The sequence below is a fragment of the Roseovarius halophilus (ex Wu et al. 2025) genome (assembly GCF_047086965.1).
Genome location: NZ_JBKOTX010000128.1, coordinates 1 through 17268, shown reverse-complemented (window position 1 = coordinate 17268; position 17268 = coordinate 1). Strand labels below are relative to the sequence as shown.

Below are 17268 nucleotides of genomic sequence, written 5' to 3'. Positions count from 1 at the left end.
ATGCGCGATGCCCCCCGGCACGGCCCCATCCCCGACAATTTGCGACGCCGCCCGAGGCGCCGGGCACCAGCACCGTGTCCTCGGCCGTCACCCCGGCGCGCACCAGCATCCCCTCCGCCGCGGTGTAGCTGCACTGGAAGGTGGCCAGTTCGGCATCGCTGAGCGTGCTTTGCACGACCAGCATGTTGCGGGGATCGACCTTGGTGTACTCGGCGAAGCCGCCGTCGCACTCGCTGCCGAAATAGCCGGTCCGTGCCGGGTTGTCCGGGTCCGACCAGTCGCGCTGCCAGCCATCGACCATCACGCGATGGCCGATCATCGTCGGGTCGGCCTGCGGGCCCACGGCCACCACCGTGCCCACCGCGTCAGCTCCCTGAATGCGCGGGAAGGTGACGGGCCGGCCGTTCCAGCCCCGCGCCGCGGCCCCGGCCGGGCCATGGGCGTCGCCGGTCGTCGGCGTCCGCACGTCCGGGTCGTACCAGCCCGCCCGCATGTTCACGTCGGTATTGTTCAGCCCGCAGGCCGCGACGCGGATGACCACCTCGCGCGCATCGGGCTCCGGCGTGGGCCAGTCCTCGTGCCAGGCGTACATGTCGAGCCCGCCATGGCCGGTCAGCACCATGGCTTTCATCGTCTCGGGCAGGTCGGTCATGCGGTGTCTCCTCGCTTCGTGACGGCGGCACCCTAACGAACTGGGCGCGCGCCGCACGTTGAAAATTCCGCAATCTGCGGGCCGATTTCCGCGCGGCGCCATGAAAACGGGGCGGCCGTGCGCCGTTTCTGATGCCCTGAATCGGTCATGACGCGAAACCGCCGTGACGCCGACGCGATACCGCCCGCCGCTGCCGCTGTCCTTCCGCCGGATGCGGGGCGATGGCATGACGTGTCACGGCCATGCCCGAATCGTCGATGATCAGTGTCCGTGACACCGCAAACCAGACAGGGACGCGAACCGAAAGGACGCAGGAATGAGCCGTTTCGACGCGGACCTTTTGCTCAAGGGCCTCGAACATCGCAAGGCCACGCCGGGGGCGGACGACGTGGATGACAACCTCGCGGCAGCGGATGATTTCACACGGCCCTTCTTGGAAGCGATGACAGCTTGGTGCCGGCGTGTCGGGCTGGGGAAGCGGCGATCGACGCCGTGCCGTGCCCGGGAATCGGCCCCGTCCATCCGTGCGCGCCGACCCGCGCCAGCCCGGTCAGGGAACGGCGGCGCCAGCCGGGTGGCGTGTTTCATGTGCCATGCCGGAAAAACATCGGCCGCGGGATATAAATCGTGTAGAAACAGCGGGTTATTATGTTTCCTGGGCGCTTGGCTCCATCCGGTGCCGGCCGCCGGGGGCGGCGAGTGTGATCATTACGTCACAGCCCCGACAACAACCCGTCACGGCGCTGCCTGCGCGTTGACACCCAGGGGGCAATTGCCGCATTCCATCACCCAAGCCGTGTCCTGCGGGTACGGCGGACCCTGAACAAATCCTGCTATGAGGAGGGACACCCTTGAAAAAGCAAGTTCTCAGCACCAGCGCGATCGCTCTCGGCGTCGCAATGGCTGCACCGGCAAGCGCCCAGGAATGGGACGTGAGCTTCGGCGGTTTCTTCAGCTCGCATGTCGCGATCGTTGATTCCAGTGGCAACAACGCCGGCACCGCCAACGGCAACGATTTTGACGGCCTGAACTCGTTCGTCACCGGCGAGATCATCTTCTCGCCGTCGGTCACGCTGGACAACGGCATGACCTTTGGCGTGAACGTGCAGATGGAAGCCATGAACAATGGCGGCGGCGCGAACAACATCGACGAAACCTATGCGGAAATCAGCAGCGACACGCTGGGCCGTATCGTCATCGGTGGCGAAAACTCGGCCGGCTACCTGTCGATGGTCGGTGCGCCGTCGGTGACGTCGCTTTACATCAACTCGCCCTCGATCTCGGCCTTCATGCCGATTTCGGGCGCGGTTCCGTTCAACTTCCGTCAGGCCGGCCTGTCGTCCTACACCGAAGTTGCGGGCAACAACGACATTCAGCGTCTGAGCTACTACACGCCCAGCTTCAACGGCCTGACCGTTGGCGTGTCGTATGCACGTAACAATAACGGCAACGCCGACGGCAGCTTCTTTGGCGGCGGTCAAATCAACAACAGCGCAGTTGCCACGATCGAAGACATCTACGATATTGGCGTGAACTACTCGGGCAGCTTCGGCGCGACCGATGTCAACCTCGGCGCCCGTTACGGTTCGGGCTCGGCCATCGCGGCCGGCGTTTCCGACCCGGAAACCTGGGGTGTTGGCGCAAGCGTCGGCTTCAGCGGCTTCACCATCGGTGGTAGCTATACCGAGAACGACAACGCCAATGGCGCTGGCGGTTGGGGTCCCGACCAGTCGGGCTGGAGCCTCGGCGGTACCTACGACATGGCAGGTCCCTGGGCATTCGAAGCTCTGACCTACCAGGGCAACTACGAGAACACCGGCGGCGCCGGCGTTGACTCCGACTACATCGCCTACCGTGTCGGCGCGAGCCGTGACATGGGCCCGGGTGTTGACTGGGATGTCTATGCCATCTTCGCCGAAGGTGACGCGGACGCGACAGCAGGCACCGACATCGAGTCCACGATCGTCGGTACGGCTCTGAACCTGAGCTTCTAAGCCAGGCTCTTGGTAAAAAAGAGGCGGCAAGGGGTGCTTCCCCTTGCCGTTTTTTTTGTTTAGGGGCAGGGACGCGTTGATCACGACAGAGCGGACACCCGGAAGATGAAGAAAAGTATCGTCTGGCTGGCGTCTTACCCGAAGTCGGGCAACACGTGGACGCGCATTTTCCTCAGCAACTACCTGCTGAACGCCGACAAACCCGTGCCCATCAACGAGGCGCACCGTCTGGCAATGGGGGATTCGATCGCCAAGACCTATCGCATGGTTGCCGGGCGGCCGATCGATGTCAGGGATGTCGACCTGACGCTGAACCTGCGGGACAAGGTTCTGCAGGCCATCGTGCGCAACGGCGCAGACGTCAACCTCGTCAAGACCCACAACCTGCGTGGTACGGTGCGCGGGGTCGAGATGATCCCCGAGAAATACACCCGGTCGGCGGTCTATGTGGTGCGTAACCCGTTGGACATGGTGCTGTCCTACGCGCGGCACTACGCCATGCCCGTCGAGCAGGCGGTGGAGACGATCTCCCACAGGGATAACGGCAACGCCCCGACGGAGGAAACCGTGGCCGAGTTCCTGGGATCGTGGTCGGACCACGTGGAAAGCTGGACGTCGCCATCCCCCTATCCGGTGCTCGTGCTGCGCTACGAGGATCTGCTTGATGATCCCGCCCCGCAATTCGCGAAACTGGTCGAGCACATGGGCATGACGCTTGACGAGGACAGGCTGGACCGGGCCATCCGGTTCTCGAGCTTCAAGGAAGTGTCGAAACAGGAAAAGGCCGGCGGCTTCGTCGAGAAATCAGCCGGCAGCGAGCGCTTCTTTGCCAAGGGCACGCGCGACCAGTGGAAAACCGACCTCGGCGAGGATCTGGCGCGCAGGCTGCGGCGGAATCATCGCGATGTCATGAAACGCTACGGGTATCTGAAATGAGCGATCTGCGCCGCATCATCTGGCTGGCTTCCTATCCGAAATCCGGCAACACGTGGATCCGCAGCCTGCTGGCTCATTACCTCATGCCCGAGGGCAAGGCGCCGGATATCAACAACCTGCGCGAATTCACGACCGGCGACATACGGCGGGATTTCTTCGATGCCGCGGCGGGGGAGCCTTTCGTCAACAAGTCGGCGGAGGAATGGATCGCGATGCGGCCCAAGGCGCTGCGCCTGATCGCGGCGTCGCGGCCCGACCATCATTTCGTCAAGACCCACTGCCAGGCGTCGAAATACCTCGGCCAGGACCTGATCCCGCCCGAGGTGACGGCGGCGGCCATTTACATCATGCGCAACCCTTTCGACATGACGCCGTCCTTCGCGCGCCACATCTCCTGCGATATCGACGAGACGATCGGCCATATCTCCAACAAGGAGATGATCATGGGCACCCCGCAGACCTCGGTCTACGATGCGCTTGGCCGGTGGGACGATCACGTGCGGTCATGGACAACCGCACCGGGCCTGCCGATCCATGTCATCCGGTACGAGGACATGATCGCGCACCCGGCCAAGGAGATCGCGAAGCTGCTGGAGAAGTTCCTGCGCGTGCCGGTGGACCGCGCGAAACTCGCCCGGTCGGTCAAGGCCGCCAGTTTCGAAAGCCTGAAGAAACAGGAAGAGAAACACGGCTTCACCGAGAAGCCGGACGAGATGGAAAGTTTCTTTGCCAAGGGCAAATCGGGCGTCTGGCGCGAGGATCTGACCCCGGCCCAGGCCGGGCGCATCCGCGAGGCTTTCCTGCCCACGATCGAGACATGGTATCCCGAGATGCTCAAGGAAACGAAAGAATTCGCCGAACAGGGCTGACATGTCCCCGCCGGGTCCGCCGCCCGGGCGGTTGCATGTGCAGTGTTTTGATTTACCCTTGGTAACGTGCGGGAAACATGCGCAAAGGAAAGGTTGATGTCATGAGACATTTCGCGGTTGCTGCGCTGCTTGCCGCGCTCGGCCTTGCCGGGTGCGCGGGCATGCCGCCCACGAGCGACTCGCGCCTCGGGCCGGCCCCGGCCCTGTCGGGCGGGAATTACACGTCGGGCGGCGGGTTGTCGGTGGCAACCGACCTGCGCGAGGTGGACGGCATGACAGCCGTTTGCGGCGCATGGGCACAAAGCGAGCAGCAGTCGATCCTCACCAAGCACGCGGCGTCGCGGGTGCTGCAAACGGGCACTGTCTACATCGGCGACGAACGGCTGCTGACCGGCCTGACCTTCATGAAGGAAGTGCCACCGACCGCCGATTATGCCGGCAGCCCCGCCACCTGTGCGCTTACCGGGCGCGCGTGGCAGCCCGGTGATGGCGACAGGCAGGTCAAGGTACGCATCCCGCGGCAGATCGTTCACCGGGAAATCGACGATCAGGGCGGCGTCGGTTTTATCGTCTATTTCCGGCCGGACGGGCCGGGCGCCGGTGGTCGGTGATCCGGCGCGCGCTCAGGCTTTTCGCGGTGGCGCTGACAGGCAGGCATGCAGCACGGGCAACATGTCATCCAGAGATGAACAGGGCACGGCGCCGGCGCGGCTGATCTCTTCGCTGGTATCGACGGGCAAGCCGGTATTGGACTCCGCCGGCACCGCGTTCAACTTCCCCCCGACCATGACCGGCATCGCATGGCCCCGCGCCTCAAGCGCGCGCAACACGTCACGCGTGTAGGACAGGGCGATGCCGTTATAGGTGCTGATCGCGACGGCATCGGCCCCCGCCTCAAGCGCGGTGTCGGCGAGAACCTCGGCATCCACGGCGACCCCGGCGTCGATGACGCCCGCGCCCAGTCGTTGCAGGGCGTCGCGGACAAGATAGGCGCCGTGTTCGTGCACATCGGTGGTGGCCACCGCGATGGTCAAGCGGTCCATGCCGCCCGGCAGGTCAGCTTGGCGCGTCACCCATTCTTCGGCCATGCCGTGCAATTCCCGCGCCCAGTCTGCGGCGACGAGCGGCTGACGCCGGTCTTCCTCGAGCGGGCCGGCGCCCCATAGCGCCTCCATCCGGCGGGCGCCCAGCCTGCGTATGGCCAGCATCAGCGCCGCCGGATCGGTGATGTCCACGCCCCGGTCGGCCAGTCCCGCCAGCGCCCGGTCGGCAAACCGGCGGCCGCCGGTCACCAGCTGGTCGGCCATTCTTTCGATCAGCGCGTCATCAGCCAGCGCGGCATGGCCCGGGGCATGGTCGACCAGCCGTGCGGCGAAAAGCTGGGCATCAAGTATTTCATCGACATCCGGGATGCGCGCGTTCTCGGTTACGGGGACGGGATTGACGGCATGGCCCGAATGCGACCGGCCGAGCGCTGTTATGTCAGCCAGCAGGTAACTTGCGAGGCTGGCGTAATTCGCGGCGGGCGCCCCGCGGTAGGACACGGTATTGCCGAATATCATCGTGCCGGGCGTTTGCGTCACGCGCGCCAGCGCGGCCTGGAAGGCGCGGCGCGTCAGTGGCTCCGAGAAATGATGTCCGAAACAGAAGGACGCCCGCGCGCCGATCTGGTCCTCGACGATATGCTTTTCGATCAGCATCATGCCAAAGGCGGAGGTCATGTCCTCGAACAGTCCGGCGAACCCGTCATCGAGGTTGGAATGGACGAGGATGTCGGCCTCCTGCGCGGCAATCAGCCCGAGCGCCGTGACGGTTGCGCCGGTCGTGGCAACGTCGTCATCCCAGTAGGGCAGGCGAAAGGTGAAATACTGGCCCAGATTGCCGATCGCCGTCGCGCCCGCGGCCAGTGCCGCCTTGGTGTTTTCAAGTGCGCCGGGCAGGCCCAGCATGAAGTCGCCGAAATGCGCGGCGGCGGGGCAGGCATCGGTGATGCGCGCGAAATCTTCGGGCCCGTTCAGCACGATCCCGGTGCCGCGCGTTGCCGTGGCGCGCCTGTCCGGCGGATAGCCCATCGTCCAGTCAAGCGTGATCCCGAAACGGTCGATGCGCACGTCCTGCCCCGCGGCGCGTTCATGCAGATCAGCCATGGCATGAATTGTGCGCTCGAGATTGCGAAACCCGATATGGGCGTGCTGCATGATTCGGCCCTCGGCCGCGGACCGGCGTTTGTAGGCGGCTTCGGAGGGGACGTTTTCATCACGCAGGAAGGCGTTGCCGCCGAGCTGCCAGTCGCCGGCGAGGCGCGCGCCGTCATCCAGCAGGGCCGAACCGGGCGGGAGTGACGGGGCGTGCAACGGTGGTATGTCTGTCATTTCGATCGTCCCGGCCGGTGCTGGTGGCATGTCGATGCGAACAGGTTTATCACGTCAGGTCATTGGAACAAGCCGGCCTGTGTCGCGCCTGCCGGCGAGGAGGGTAGAATGAGACTGGGGGTTATCGGCGTCGGCCATCTTGCCGGGGCCATCCTGAAAGGGCTGATGAGGGCGGGCCACGCGCCGGAAGACATCTTGCTGTCGCCGCGCGGTCAGGGCCCCGCCTTGGCGCGGCGGGACGGTTTCAGCCTTGCCGCGGACAACGCCGGGGTTGTCGAGGCATGTGACACGGTGTTGCTGGCCGTGCGCCCGGCGGACGCCGCCGGGGCGCTGGCCGGCTTGCCGTGGCGTGACGGCCAGATCGTGCTGAGCGCCTGCGCCGGCGTACCACTCGCGCAGGTGGCCGGGCCCGCCAGCCCGGCCGAGGTCGTGCGGATCATGCCCATCACCGCCGCCGAGCTCGGCGCCAGCCCGACGCTCATCCATCCGTATCACGAGGCCGTCGCGCCGTTGCTCGGGGGCATCGGCAGCCTCATCACGCTGGACAGCGAGGACCAGTTCGAAGCGGCGACCGTCAGCGCGGCGATCTACGGCTGGGCCCAATCCCTGATCCAGCATGGCGCCCATTGGTCAGCGGATGCGGGCATGGATGACGACGCGGCGCGCCAACTGGTGGCGCGCACCTTTGTCGCCGCCGGCCGGATGGTAGCCGAGCAGGAGGCGCCGATGCCCGAAATCCTTGCTGGCCTGTGCACCCCCGGCGGCATTACGGAGGCGGGGTTGCGCCACTTGGAAGGCGAAGGCGTGCCCGAGGCGTGGCGCGGCGCCTGCGACGTTGTGCTGAACAAGCTGCGGGGCGGTCAATAGCGCGCGTTGCCTCTCCTGATGGCTCAGGTGTCGTGGCCGATGCTGAAATTGTTACCGGCCCGATCCTGCCCGCTGACCAGATGGAGCGGACGCACGCCGTAGCCCTGCGCGGGGTGCTGCTTGCCTATCTCGGCGCCGAGCGCGTGATCGTAAAGCGACGTGGCGGGCATCAGCCTGACGATGAACGCGGCGCGTCGCTTGTCCGTGCGGTTCGCTTCGGAGCCGTGGATCATGTAAACGTCGTGAAAGGACACCTGTCCGGCGCGCAGGATCAGAGGTTCGGCGCAGGTTTCATCGAAATGATCTGAATCCGTGACGAGGTTGATCGTCTTGTCCTTGCCGTCCTGCCATGAATGGCTGAAGAGTTCGTGTGCCCTGTGTGATCCGGGTATGAACTTCATCGGCCCGTTATCCGGCGTCACGTCGTCCAGCGGGATCCACATGGTCAACGTCTCCAGCGGGCGGATCGGATAATATTCACCGTCCTGGTGCCACGGTGTTTCCTTGCCGTTATGGGGCGGCTTGCCGAACAGCGTGGTGCCCCACAGGATGATATCGTCGCCGATAAGCTGGCGTGCGATTTCCATGAGTTCGGGCTGCGTTGCGAATTCCAGCCATTTCTCGGAACCGATCACCCCCATGGATCCGCCGTTGGTCTGATGCGGGGCCAGTATGATGTCGGATTCGAGATGCGGGTTGCGTTCCAGAAGGTCCGCGTATTCCTGCCGCATCTCCGCGATCAGGTCCTGGGGAATTTCCCAGTCGGGCACGACCCAACCCTTTTCGTGATAACGCGATACCTCCGCATCGCTCAGCCTTGCATGGGGTGCGCTCGTTTTCATGTCCATCCTGTCGCTCCAATCCTGACGCCGGCCGCGCCCTACAGTGTGCTTGATAATCATTCGGAGGGCATGTCGCGCTGTCAAGAGCCGTGGCCGCGCGCGGCGTCAGCGCCAGAGCGACGCATGAGAGGCGAAGACGCCCTGCAGCTTGGACAGAAGCCGGTTCGCCGGTCCGCGCGCCGCGGACGTGCCTGCGGCCAGGCGTGTCACCGTCACTTCGACCGGGCAGGCCATGCCGGTCACGGGATCGAAATAGCGCGGATAGTCGATCAGGCTGGCATGAACCAGTCCGAAAAGGCCGGGCCGGGCGCGGCGCCGGGCCGGAACGACGCCCAGATCGCGCGTGAGCCCCCATCCCGCGTAAAACGGTGTCCCCGTGACGGTTACGCGGACCCCGCGGATCAGCGCCTCGAACCCGATCAGGGATGTCATCGTCCAGACCTCGTCAACCGATGCTAGCACGGCCGCCGGATCGCAGGGGGGCAGGACCATGTCGGCGAGGCGCGCCAGCGTATCCGGTGGCACCTCGCCCGCGCGCAGCCCCGCCGCGACATCCGGGTGCGGCTTGTAGAGGATGATGGCATCGGGATCGTCCGCGCGGGCCGCCGCCAGAAGGGCCGCGTTGGTGGCCACCGTCCCCGCGCCCAGCCGGATCGACGCGTCATCCTCCACCTGACCGGGCACGAGGATGCGCCGCCCCCGGGGCAGGTCGGGGCATGCGCCGGGCTGGTTGTACTTGGACAGGCCCCGCGACGTCAGGGCGGCGATCAGACCTTCGGCCCGCCATTCCTGGTCAGGGCGCAGGCGGGCGCGCTTCTCGATCAGGGTTTCGAGGCGGCTGAGCCGTGTCGGGTCGTAGTAAATACCCAGATCGTCACAGACCAGCGACAGCGGCGGCACCAGTTCGGCGCCCAGACCACGGGAGCGCAGGAAACCGTCCTCGACACGGACGGCGCCCTTTGGGGCGGCATCGGCCCGGGATGCCCAGACCATTGTCTTGCGACCGCGGTCCCGGCCGGGCCCGTCCCGGAATGTCACGCGGCGGTAGCGGCCGAAGAATTTCTGAAGGGGCGCCCGTTTCCAGAGACGCATGCCCTGCGCGGTCCAGCCCGCCTTGTCCTCGCGCCAGCACCGCGTTCGCGCCTCGAGTATCGAGATCACGTCCTCGAGCGCGCAGAGCCGGTCGTGAAAAGGATCGTACCATGTCGGGTAGAGGATCATGGCCGCCGCGAACAGCTGTGCACGGCTGAGGTTGCGGCGGCGCCGCTCGAATGGCTGGTCATGCCGGTCTTCGGTCAGGTTCCAGCCCGCGTAGAACGGCCGGCCGAAGACGCGGGGGCGATGGTCGGCAAGGATCGCCTCGAAGCCGAGCTGGGAGCTTACCGTGTAAACACCGACAGCGCCCTCCATCAGGGCCCATGGGCTGACCGGGTCGGTGAACAGGCTGACACGGTCATTCACGTCTTGAGGGCCGAAATAGCCGCGCCGGTATCCTGCACGGGTTTCGGGGTGCGTCTTGACCAGAACGCGCGCGCCGGGGTTCTCGTCAAGCGCGCTGTCCAGCATGTCGCGGAAGGTCCGCGCCGCCGCGCCGCCGTGCACGACGCTGGCGTCCCCCCGTGTCTGGTCGACGACCAGAACATAGCCGGGATCGGGGCAGGGGGCGGCCGGGTCGACGGCGCTGTACTTGGTCAGGTGCGCTTCCTTGAGCCGGGCGATGGCGCCGCGCGCGCGCCGCATCGTCCCGGTATCGTCCAGCGGGTGCGACGCGAGGATATGCTCAAGGTCGGAGGGCCCGTCACCGTCGTAATGCATGCCGCGACGGTCGATCACGAGGCCCAGCGGGGCCTCGCCGCCGCGCCCGGGAAAGATCGACCTGAGAAAGGCATCCTCGACGCGCAGCAGCCGGGCGCCGGTGCGGCGCGCCACCGCTTCGCCGCGCCGGGCAAACCGAGAATGGCCCCAGACCGCGACCAGATCGTCCGCCGTGGGCCGGCCCAGCGACAGATCGTGGCCGGCCAGTTCCATGATCCGGCGGATACGTTTCTGCCGCAGGAAGCCCGCGTTGAAATAGAAAACCCGCCGGCGCCCTGCGGCACCGGCGGGCGGCATCCCGTCCGCGGGATGCATCATTCGCCGCTCAGCGTGTCGCTCGCCGTCGAGATGGAGCCGACCGCGCCAAGCGTGCCGGTCAGTGCCGAGATCACCCTGCTCCACTGGGCGAACGGCGCTTCGGTCACGTAGATCGTGTCGTCGTCGCGCACCGCGAAGTCGCGGGCGACGAACATGCCGTTCGGTTTCGTCAGGTCCAGCACGTAGACCATCCTCTGGGCGCCCTGAAGGTCGTTGCGGCCGAGAACCTGGTTGGCAATGTCCGCGGGTTCGTTGCGCAGCACGAAAACCCCGGTCGGATCAGCGGCCGACGGTGTCAGTCCGCCGACCTGCGCCAACGCCTCGACGGCGCTGAGGGTCTGGCTGTCGAACGTCAGGCGCGCCTGCGCACCAGTGGCGCCGAGCGCGGTGAAGGCACGCGTGTCCTGCTCGACGAGGACGCGATCGCCGCCGCGCAGGGCGATGTCGAACTCGGGGTGCTTGTAAAGATCCTGGAACCACACCTTGCTGCGCTTTTCGCCACGGATCACGGTGATCTGTGCGACTTCCGGCGGAATGCTGATGCCGCCGGCATTGGCCAGCATGGTCGACAATGTGCGCGTGGGGCGTTCTATCGGGTAGACACCCTGTCCCCCGACGGCCCCAACCAGCGATACCGTGGCGCCGTTACCGGCCAGCCTGCGCACCTCCACTTGCGGGTCGGGGGTCTGTTCACCGAGTTTGTTGGAAATGATACGCCGGATCGCTTCGGGCGTGTTACCCGCGGCCCGGATGCGCCCGGCATAGGGCACGAAGATGAACCCTGCGCCATCGACCTGTATTTCTTCGAGGACGGTCTGGTTCGCGGCCTCGCCGGCCAGCAGGCCGTCATCGACATTTTCCCAGATCGTAAGCCCCAGCGTGTCGCCGGGCCGGATCGTGTCCGACCCGAGAATGCCGGCCTGCTTGAATTCTTCCGTGAAGCCCAAGGCGGGCTGAACGGCGGTCGCGCGCGTGACCCGGTCATTGACGGAGACGACGAACGCGTCCCCGGATCGCTGCACCGACCCCGCGTATATCTCGTTCTTGTTCGGCCCGACGCGCGGCAGGATACCGCATGACGAGACCATCGCCACAATGACGACAAGGGCGACAGAGCGCGCCCGTCTCGAAGATTGAAAATTCACTGCTCGGTCTCCTCGACCTGTTTGCCTGCCTGTTTTTTTGCGTCACGCTAACGGAATTTCCCGATGAAATCCAGTGACAGTTGCGCCGGCCGTCAGGTCACGGCGCGCAACTGTTGCCGTGGCGCCGCGGTGCCGGACTTGAGCGAATCGTACGGATCCTCGGGGGCCAGCATCAGGTCAACCGTCTGGCGGAGCAACTGGCGCCGGCCGCGTGCCGAGTAGAACCCCCCCGCGATTTGGCTGGTCTCGAGCAGGAAACGCCGATAGTCGGCATATGCCTTGCGGTCGGGCCTGTCGGCGCCCGCAAAGAAATCAGGCAGCGGTTTCGAGCTGACGAACTCGGGCTTGGCATAAACGGCATCTCCGAAGGTTTTCAACGGGATGCCGCGCCACAGCACCTGCTGCGCGGCGGTTGAATTCACCGTGACGGCGCTTCGCGCCTCGTCAAGGAGCTGGGCCAGCTTGCCGCCCCGGACGTAGTGTACCCGCTCCGTCAGCCCGTGCTCCCGCGCCAGACGTTTCAGCGTCGCCCGGATGGGCACGCGTCCGTCTTCGAGCGGATGCGCCTTGACGACAAGGTGATGGTGCGGCGGGGCGCCCTCGGCGAACCCCTCGACCACGGTTTCGAGAAACTCGGTCATGGTCGAGAAGGGCGAATGCGCCTGGAACGAGGCATCATGCTCCAGTTGCAGCAGCGCGAGGTGATAGGGAAACCCGCCATGCCGGATGCGCCACGTCGCCACCCGCCGATCCACGGCCTGCGCGGGCATCAGCACGAGGCGCCGCAGATAAAGCTTGAATTCCTGCGCGACGTCGAGTGCACGGTGGGGGCGGAAATTGCGGTAACGGCGGTTCCTGAGCAGGACGAATCCGTGGTACGCTGCGCCGTAGAAGACATGCTGGCGCATGTCGCCCCAGCTGGCCGGGGGCAGGGCGGTGTCGATGTCGGAGTTTTCAAGCGCCGCGCGCATTTCGTCAACGCTCATGTGCATCAGGCGCGAGTTGCCGTTGCTGCCGCCGCGTTCGTAGGTGACCCAGTAGGGCCGCATGTAGCCCTCTTCGAAGACATGCACGGTCAGTCCCTTCGCGCGCGCGTTCGCCACGGCGCCGGCATGGATCGGGCGCGTGTCGCCGTAGAGGACGAGGTCGGTAACTTGCTTGTCATGAAGGATCTTGTCCAAGGCGTCGGGCCAGGCGTCAACGGTGTCGCAAAACGGAATGTAGCTGTGTCTCTCCGGCCAGAATGCCGCGTCACCGGCATTGAAGCCCACGCGCCAGACCGAGGCGCCGGCGCGGCGCAGCATCTTGGCGAGTCGCCCGAAGAAGGGGCCGTGAGGCCCCTGAAGAAAAAGGAATGTCCGGTCGTGGCCGGTGATCCTGCCCATGACGCGCCTATATCCCCTACGTTACGATGCACCATGCGTAGCGTTCCAATCTGGCAAAAGTAAGACCCGCGCGTGGCTCTTGTCAGCGCGGGTCCGGGCCGCTAGGTGATCCCACATCAGGACGGAGACCGGACATGTTCACGGGAATAATTAGCGATATCGGCACGGTGCGACAGCTTGAAAGGCGCGGTGATCTCCGCGCCCGATTGGAGACGGGGTACCCCATGAGCGGCATGGATATCGGCGCGTCTGTCGCCTGTGATGGCGTCTGCCTGACCGTGGTGGAAAAGGGCGAGTATTGGTTCGACGTGGACGTGTCGGCCGAAACGCTTTCGAAAACCAATCTGGATCAATGGGTTGAAGGACGGCCGGTGAACCTTGAGCGGGCGCTGCGTGTTGGTGACGAACTTGGCGGGCACATCGTGTCCGGCCATGTGGACGGGTTGACCGAGGTGGTTGCCGTCGAGGACGAGGGCGACAGCACGCGGGTGACGCTGCGCGCGCCGGAAGAACTGGCGCGGTTCATCGCGCCCAAGGGGTCGGTTGCGCTCAACGGTACTTCGCTGACGGTCAATGACGTGGCAGATCGTGATTTCGGGATCAATTTCATCCCCCATACCAAGGACGTGACCACGTGGGGCCAAGTCCGGGTGGGGGATATGGTCAACCTCGAGATCGACACGCTGGCGCGCTACGTGGCGCGGCTTCAGGAGATGACCCCGGGCGCATGACGCGGCGCGTCGGGCCGGGAAAACGGCCTGAAACAGGTATCGGCATCGCGGCGGTAGCGGATCGGTAACGCGGAGGTGCGGCGCCGTGGGGCGTCGCCGTGCGGACAGGCGCCCCGACCGCGGTTCAGCTTTCAGTTTTCGCGGGGCACGGCGCCGCGGTACAGGTGCCACGTGGCATGGCCCAGCACCGGAAGCACCACGATCAGCCCCAGAAAAAGCGGCAGGCTGCCGAGCGTCATGGCAACGGCCACGATCAGCCCCCAGCCGGCAACGGTGACCGGGCTTTGGCGCGCGACCTGCACCGAGGTCATGACGGCCACCGGCAGGCCGACCTGCCGATCGATCAGCATCGGAAAGGAGATCAGGCTGATCACCAGCACCACGCAGGCGAAGACGAACCCGACTCCGACGCCGAGTATCATCATGCTCCAGCCGGCCCCCGTCATGAACACATCCTGCAGGAAGGCCCCTGCCGATGCCGGTGGCTGCGGTCCGAGGGTGATGGTGTAGATCAAGTGGGCCGCGAACATCCACGCCACGAAAAGCGCCAGCAGATAGAGCCCCAGCCCCAGCACGGGGCCGATATTGTGCGTCCGCAGCACCGAGAAGGCCGCGCCCCAGCCGGATTTGGCCCCGGCTTCGCGTTGGCGGCTCATCTCGTAGAGGCCGATGGCGGCAACGGGCCCCAGCAGGGCGAAGCCCGCCGCCAGCGGAAACAGCAGCGGCAGCAGCGCCATGTCGAAGGCCGCCACGGCAAGGCAGATACCGATCACCGGGTAGATCGCCACAAGGAACATGACGTCGCTGCGCCGCGCGGTGAAATCGTCGAGCCCTTTTCGCAGGGCGATCCGGATGTCCGATCGCGTGAGGGGGCGCGTTTCGGGCGGGTGCGTCACCTCGCCGCCAAGGGACGCGGCGAGCTCTCCGGCCGTCCGGCCGGACCCGATCACCGCCCCGGCGGCCCAGCTGAGGGGGTTTCCGATTGTCTTGACCATGGGTACCTCCTTTTCAAGGGTGTCAGAACGGCAAGATGGCGCCGCCTGATCCGCGGTTTCCGGTGCAGGGTACCACAGCGAACGGGTCAGCTAAGTCACGAGTGCGGGACCGGGCCGTGATGCGTCGGGATGCGCCGGACCGGACCTTTCGCATGGTCTTTTCACGGTGGCGCCGCTGCCCTATGAGGCGGGCAATCGGAAGGAGTGCGAGATGCCAACGGACCAGTCACAACCCACCTTCGTCCTCGTGCGCCCGCAGATGGGCGAGAATATCGGCGCGGCGGCGCGGGCGATGTGGAATTTCGGGCTGGACCGGATGCGGCTGGTGGCGCCGCGTGACGGCTGGCCCAACCCCAAGGCGTCGGCGATGGCCAGCGGGGCCGGGCGCCTGCTGGACGAGGCGCGGCTTGTCGGCGACGTGGCCAAGGCGGTGGGCGACTGCCATTACGTGATGGCCACCACGGCCCGCGCGCGGGGGCTGACGAAACCGGTGTTGAGCCCGGAACGCGCCATGCAGGAGGCCGCGCGCCGTATCGCGGGTGGTGAACGGGTCGCCGTGTTGTTCGGCCCCGAGCGCGCCGGGCTGGAAAACGAGGACGTGGCGCGCGCCAACGCGGTGATCAACGTCCCCGTGAACCCCGAGTTTCCCAGCCTCAACCTTGCGCAATGCGTGCTGTTGACGGGGTACGAGTGGCGCCGCGCGAGCGCCGACATCACGCCGGAACGCGTGGACATGGCGCGTGTCGAATGGGCCGAGCAGATCGAGGTCGAGAAACTGGCCGATCACTACGAGACCCGGCTGGCCGAGGCGGGGTTCTTCTTCCCCGCGCACAAGGCCGAGGGGATGAAGACGAACCTGCGCAACATGTGGAGCCGGATGCCGTTGACGCGCGCCGACGTGCAGACGCTGCACGGGGTGCTGCGGCAAATGGTGCGCTGGAAGGAGCGCGGTTGAAGCGCCATCTGGTGCGGGGTAGGTTCGCGCACATGGCAAGAGGGCAAGGCATGACCGGAAAGCGCAGCATTTTCGAGGACGTGGGCGAGGGCGACACGCCCCGGCAGGCGCCGGCGGGTGGCATGATCGACGCCGGGCGGCGCGGCGCGCGCAGGGGCATCCGGCTGTGGCTGATGCTGCTTTTCGCGCTTGTGGTCGTGATGATCGCCGTGGGCGGGCTGACCCGGCTGACCGACAGCGGGCTGAGCATCACCGAATGGAAGCCGGTGAGCGGCGCGCTGCCGCCGATGAACGCGGCGGATTGGCAGGCCGAATTCGACCTCTACAAGCAGATCCCCGAATACCAGCTGCAGAACAAGGGCATGAGCCTGGCGGAATTCAAGGTCATCTACTGGTGGGAATGGGGCCATCGGCAGTTGGGCCGGGTGATCGGGCTTGTCTGGGCCGTGGGGTTCCTCGGGTTCCTTTCCGCGCGGAAGATCCCGGCGGGCTGGACCGGGCGGCTGGTCCTGCTGGGCGCGCTGGGTGGCGCGCAGGGCGCGATCGGCTGGTGGATGGTATCCTCGGGGCTGTCGGGCGGGATGCTCGACGTGGCGAGCTACCGGCTGGCGGTGCATCTGGGCCTTGCCTTCGTGATCCTCGGCTTCATCGCGTGGTATGTCATGGCGCTGGGCCGGGAAGAGCGCGAATTGTTGCAGGCGCGGCGCGGCAAGGAAGCGCGGCTTTTCGGCCTGTCGACGGGCTGGCTGCATTTCGCCTTCCTGCAGATCCTCATCGGGGCGTTGGTCGCCGGGATCGACGCCGGGCGCAGCTACACCGACTGGCCGCTGATGGCAGGCGGGTTCCTGCCGCCGGATTTCTGGATGGCCGAGCTTGGCTGGCGCAACCTTTTCGAGAACCCGGGGCTCGTGCAATTCGTGCACAGGATGGTGGGCTATGTCCTGCTGGCCTTCGCGGTCATGGTCTGGCTGAAAGGTCGGCGTAGCGCGCACCGGGTGACGCAGGCGGCGTTTACCACGGCGTTCGTCGCGCTTTGTGCCCAGGTCGTGCTGGGCATTGTCACCGTGATCTACGTGGCACCGTGGCAGATCGCGATCCTGCACCAGTTGCTGGCGGTCGCGGTCTGGGTGCTGATCCTGCGGGCACGGTTCCTGAGCCTGTATCCGCGGGCGCAATCGGTAAGGGAGTGACGGCATGACAGCCTATGACGACCTGATGGCGCATCAGCGCGACACGCAGGCGCTGGCGCAAGTGGCCGGGCGGCAGCACTGGGACCAGGAAACGATGATGCCGCGCGGCGCGGCGGCGCAGCGGGCCGACGAGATCGGCGCGATGGAAGCGGTGCTTCACGCGCGGCGCACGGACCCCCGCGTCGCGGAGTGGCTGGACGCG

15 protein-coding genes and 2 pseudogenes are annotated in these 17268 nt (G+C 66.0%); 10 read left to right on the top strand and 7 right to left on the bottom strand.

The genetic code is table 11. From position 1 onward, the window contains the following. Positions 1 to 652, bottom strand: a 652-nt coding sequence (locus tag ACH107_RS21705; protein ID WP_412507581.1) for an alcohol dehydrogenase catalytic domain-containing protein, incomplete at its 3' end; no start/stop codon positions are given. Between the two features lie 316 nt (positions 653 to 968). Between ACH107_RS21705 and ACH107_RS21700 the strand changes: the two are divergent. From ACH107_RS21700 to ACH107_RS21680, 5 genes and pseudogenes are all read left to right on the top strand, one after another. Beyond that, a pseudogene (locus ACH107_RS21700) lies at positions 969 to 1127 on the top strand (gamma carboxymuconolactone decarboxylase); the annotation flags it as partial. A 376-nt stretch (positions 1128 to 1503) separates the two neighbouring features. Continuing rightward, the gene (locus ACH107_RS21695; RefSeq protein ID WP_412507580.1) at positions 1504 to 2646 is read left to right on the top strand and encodes a porin; all 1143 of its coding nucleotides are present in this window, start codon (positions 1504 to 1506) and stop codon (positions 2644 to 2646) included. Positions 2647 to 2751: 105 nt separating this feature from the next. Beyond that, complete coding sequence (locus tag ACH107_RS21690; RefSeq protein ID WP_412507579.1) at positions 2752 to 3582, top strand: sulfotransferase domain-containing protein; 831 nt, start codon at positions 2752 to 2754, stop codon at positions 3580 to 3582. Beyond that, positions 3579 to 4451 (top strand): sulfotransferase domain-containing protein, encoded by an 873-nt coding sequence (locus ACH107_RS21685; RefSeq protein ID WP_412507578.1) that lies wholly within the window; start codon positions 3579 to 3581, stop codon positions 4449 to 4451. The genes ACH107_RS21690 and ACH107_RS21685 overlap by 4 nt, the downstream gene beginning before the upstream one ends. A 101-nt stretch (positions 4452 to 4552) precedes the next feature. Then, a complete protein-coding gene (locus tag ACH107_RS21680; protein WP_412507577.1) occupies positions 4553 to 5062 on the top strand; it encodes a hypothetical protein in 510 nt (169 codons plus the stop codon). Between the two features lie 12 nt (positions 5063 to 5074). Here ACH107_RS21680 and ACH107_RS21675 read toward each other — a convergent pair whose 3' ends face one another. Beyond that, the gene (locus ACH107_RS21675; protein ID WP_412507576.1) at positions 5075 to 6823 is read right to left on the bottom strand and encodes a B12-binding domain-containing protein; all 1749 of its coding nucleotides are present in this window, start codon (positions 6821 to 6823) and stop codon (positions 5075 to 5077) included. Between the two features lie 108 nt (positions 6824 to 6931). Between ACH107_RS21675 and ACH107_RS21670 the strand changes: the two genes are divergently transcribed. Then, the gene (locus ACH107_RS21670) at positions 6932 to 7690 is read left to right on the top strand and encodes a pyrroline-5-carboxylate reductase family protein (RefSeq protein WP_412507575.1); all 759 of its coding nucleotides are present in this window, start codon (positions 6932 to 6934) and stop codon (positions 7688 to 7690) included. Between the two features lie 23 nt (positions 7691 to 7713). Here ACH107_RS21670 and ACH107_RS21665 read toward each other — a convergent pair whose 3' ends face one another. The 4 genes from ACH107_RS21665 to ACH107_RS21650 all read right to left on the bottom strand — a co-directional run bounded on the left by ACH107_RS21665 (position 7714) and on the right by ACH107_RS21650 (position 13195). Beyond that, a complete protein-coding gene (locus ACH107_RS21665; RefSeq protein ID WP_412507574.1) occupies positions 7714 to 8532 on the bottom strand; it encodes a phytanoyl-CoA dioxygenase family protein in 819 nt (272 codons plus the stop codon). A 105-nt stretch (positions 8533 to 8637) separates the two neighbouring features. Next, positions 8638 to 10665 carry a capsular polysaccharide biosynthesis protein gene (locus ACH107_RS21660; RefSeq protein ID WP_412507573.1) on the bottom strand — a complete coding sequence of 676 codons (2028 nt, stop codon included), beginning with the start codon at positions 10663 to 10665 and terminating at the stop codon, positions 8638 to 8640. Beyond that, positions 10662 to 11810, bottom strand: a complete 1149-nt coding sequence (locus tag ACH107_RS21655) for a polysaccharide biosynthesis/export family protein (RefSeq protein ID WP_412507572.1) — start codon at positions 11808 to 11810, stop codon at positions 10662 to 10664. The genes ACH107_RS21660 and ACH107_RS21655 overlap by 4 nt, the downstream gene beginning before the upstream one ends. A gap of 92 nt (positions 11811 to 11902) precedes the next feature. Beyond that, positions 11903 to 13195, bottom strand: coding sequence for a capsule biosynthesis protein (locus ACH107_RS21650; RefSeq protein ID WP_412507571.1), 1293 nt, complete (start codon positions 13193 to 13195; stop codon positions 11903 to 11905). Between the two features lie 134 nt (positions 13196 to 13329). On the opposite strand from ACH107_RS21650, the gene ACH107_RS21645 reads away from it, so the two are divergent. Beyond that, positions 13330 to 13926, top strand: coding sequence for a riboflavin synthase (locus ACH107_RS21645; RefSeq protein ID WP_412507570.1), 597 nt, complete (start codon positions 13330 to 13332; stop codon positions 13924 to 13926). A 131-nt stretch (positions 13927 to 14057) separates the two neighbouring features. On the opposite strand, the gene ACH107_RS21640 is transcribed toward ACH107_RS21645, so the two are convergent. Then, positions 14058 to 14921, bottom strand: a complete 864-nt coding sequence (locus tag ACH107_RS21640) for a DUF2189 domain-containing protein (RefSeq protein WP_412507569.1) — start codon at positions 14919 to 14921, stop codon at positions 14058 to 14060. A gap of 211 nt (positions 14922 to 15132) precedes the next feature. On the opposite strand from ACH107_RS21640, the gene ACH107_RS21635 reads away from it, so the two are divergent. The 3 genes and pseudogenes from ACH107_RS21635 to ACH107_RS21625 form a co-directional block, all read left to right on the top strand. Beyond that, on the top strand, positions 15133 to 15876 hold the full coding sequence (locus ACH107_RS21635; protein ID WP_412507568.1) for an RNA methyltransferase: 744 nt from the start codon (positions 15133 to 15135) through the stop codon (positions 15874 to 15876). A gap of 50 nt (positions 15877 to 15926) precedes the next feature. After that, positions 15927 to 17066: a heme A synthase gene (gene ctaA / locus ACH107_RS21630; RefSeq protein WP_412507567.1), complete on the top strand. Its 1140-nt coding sequence runs from the start codon at positions 15927 to 15929 to the stop codon at positions 17064 to 17066. 4 nt (positions 17067 to 17070) lie between these two features. Continuing rightward, positions 17071 to 17268: pseudogene (locus ACH107_RS21625) on the top strand (carboxypeptidase M32); the annotation flags it as partial.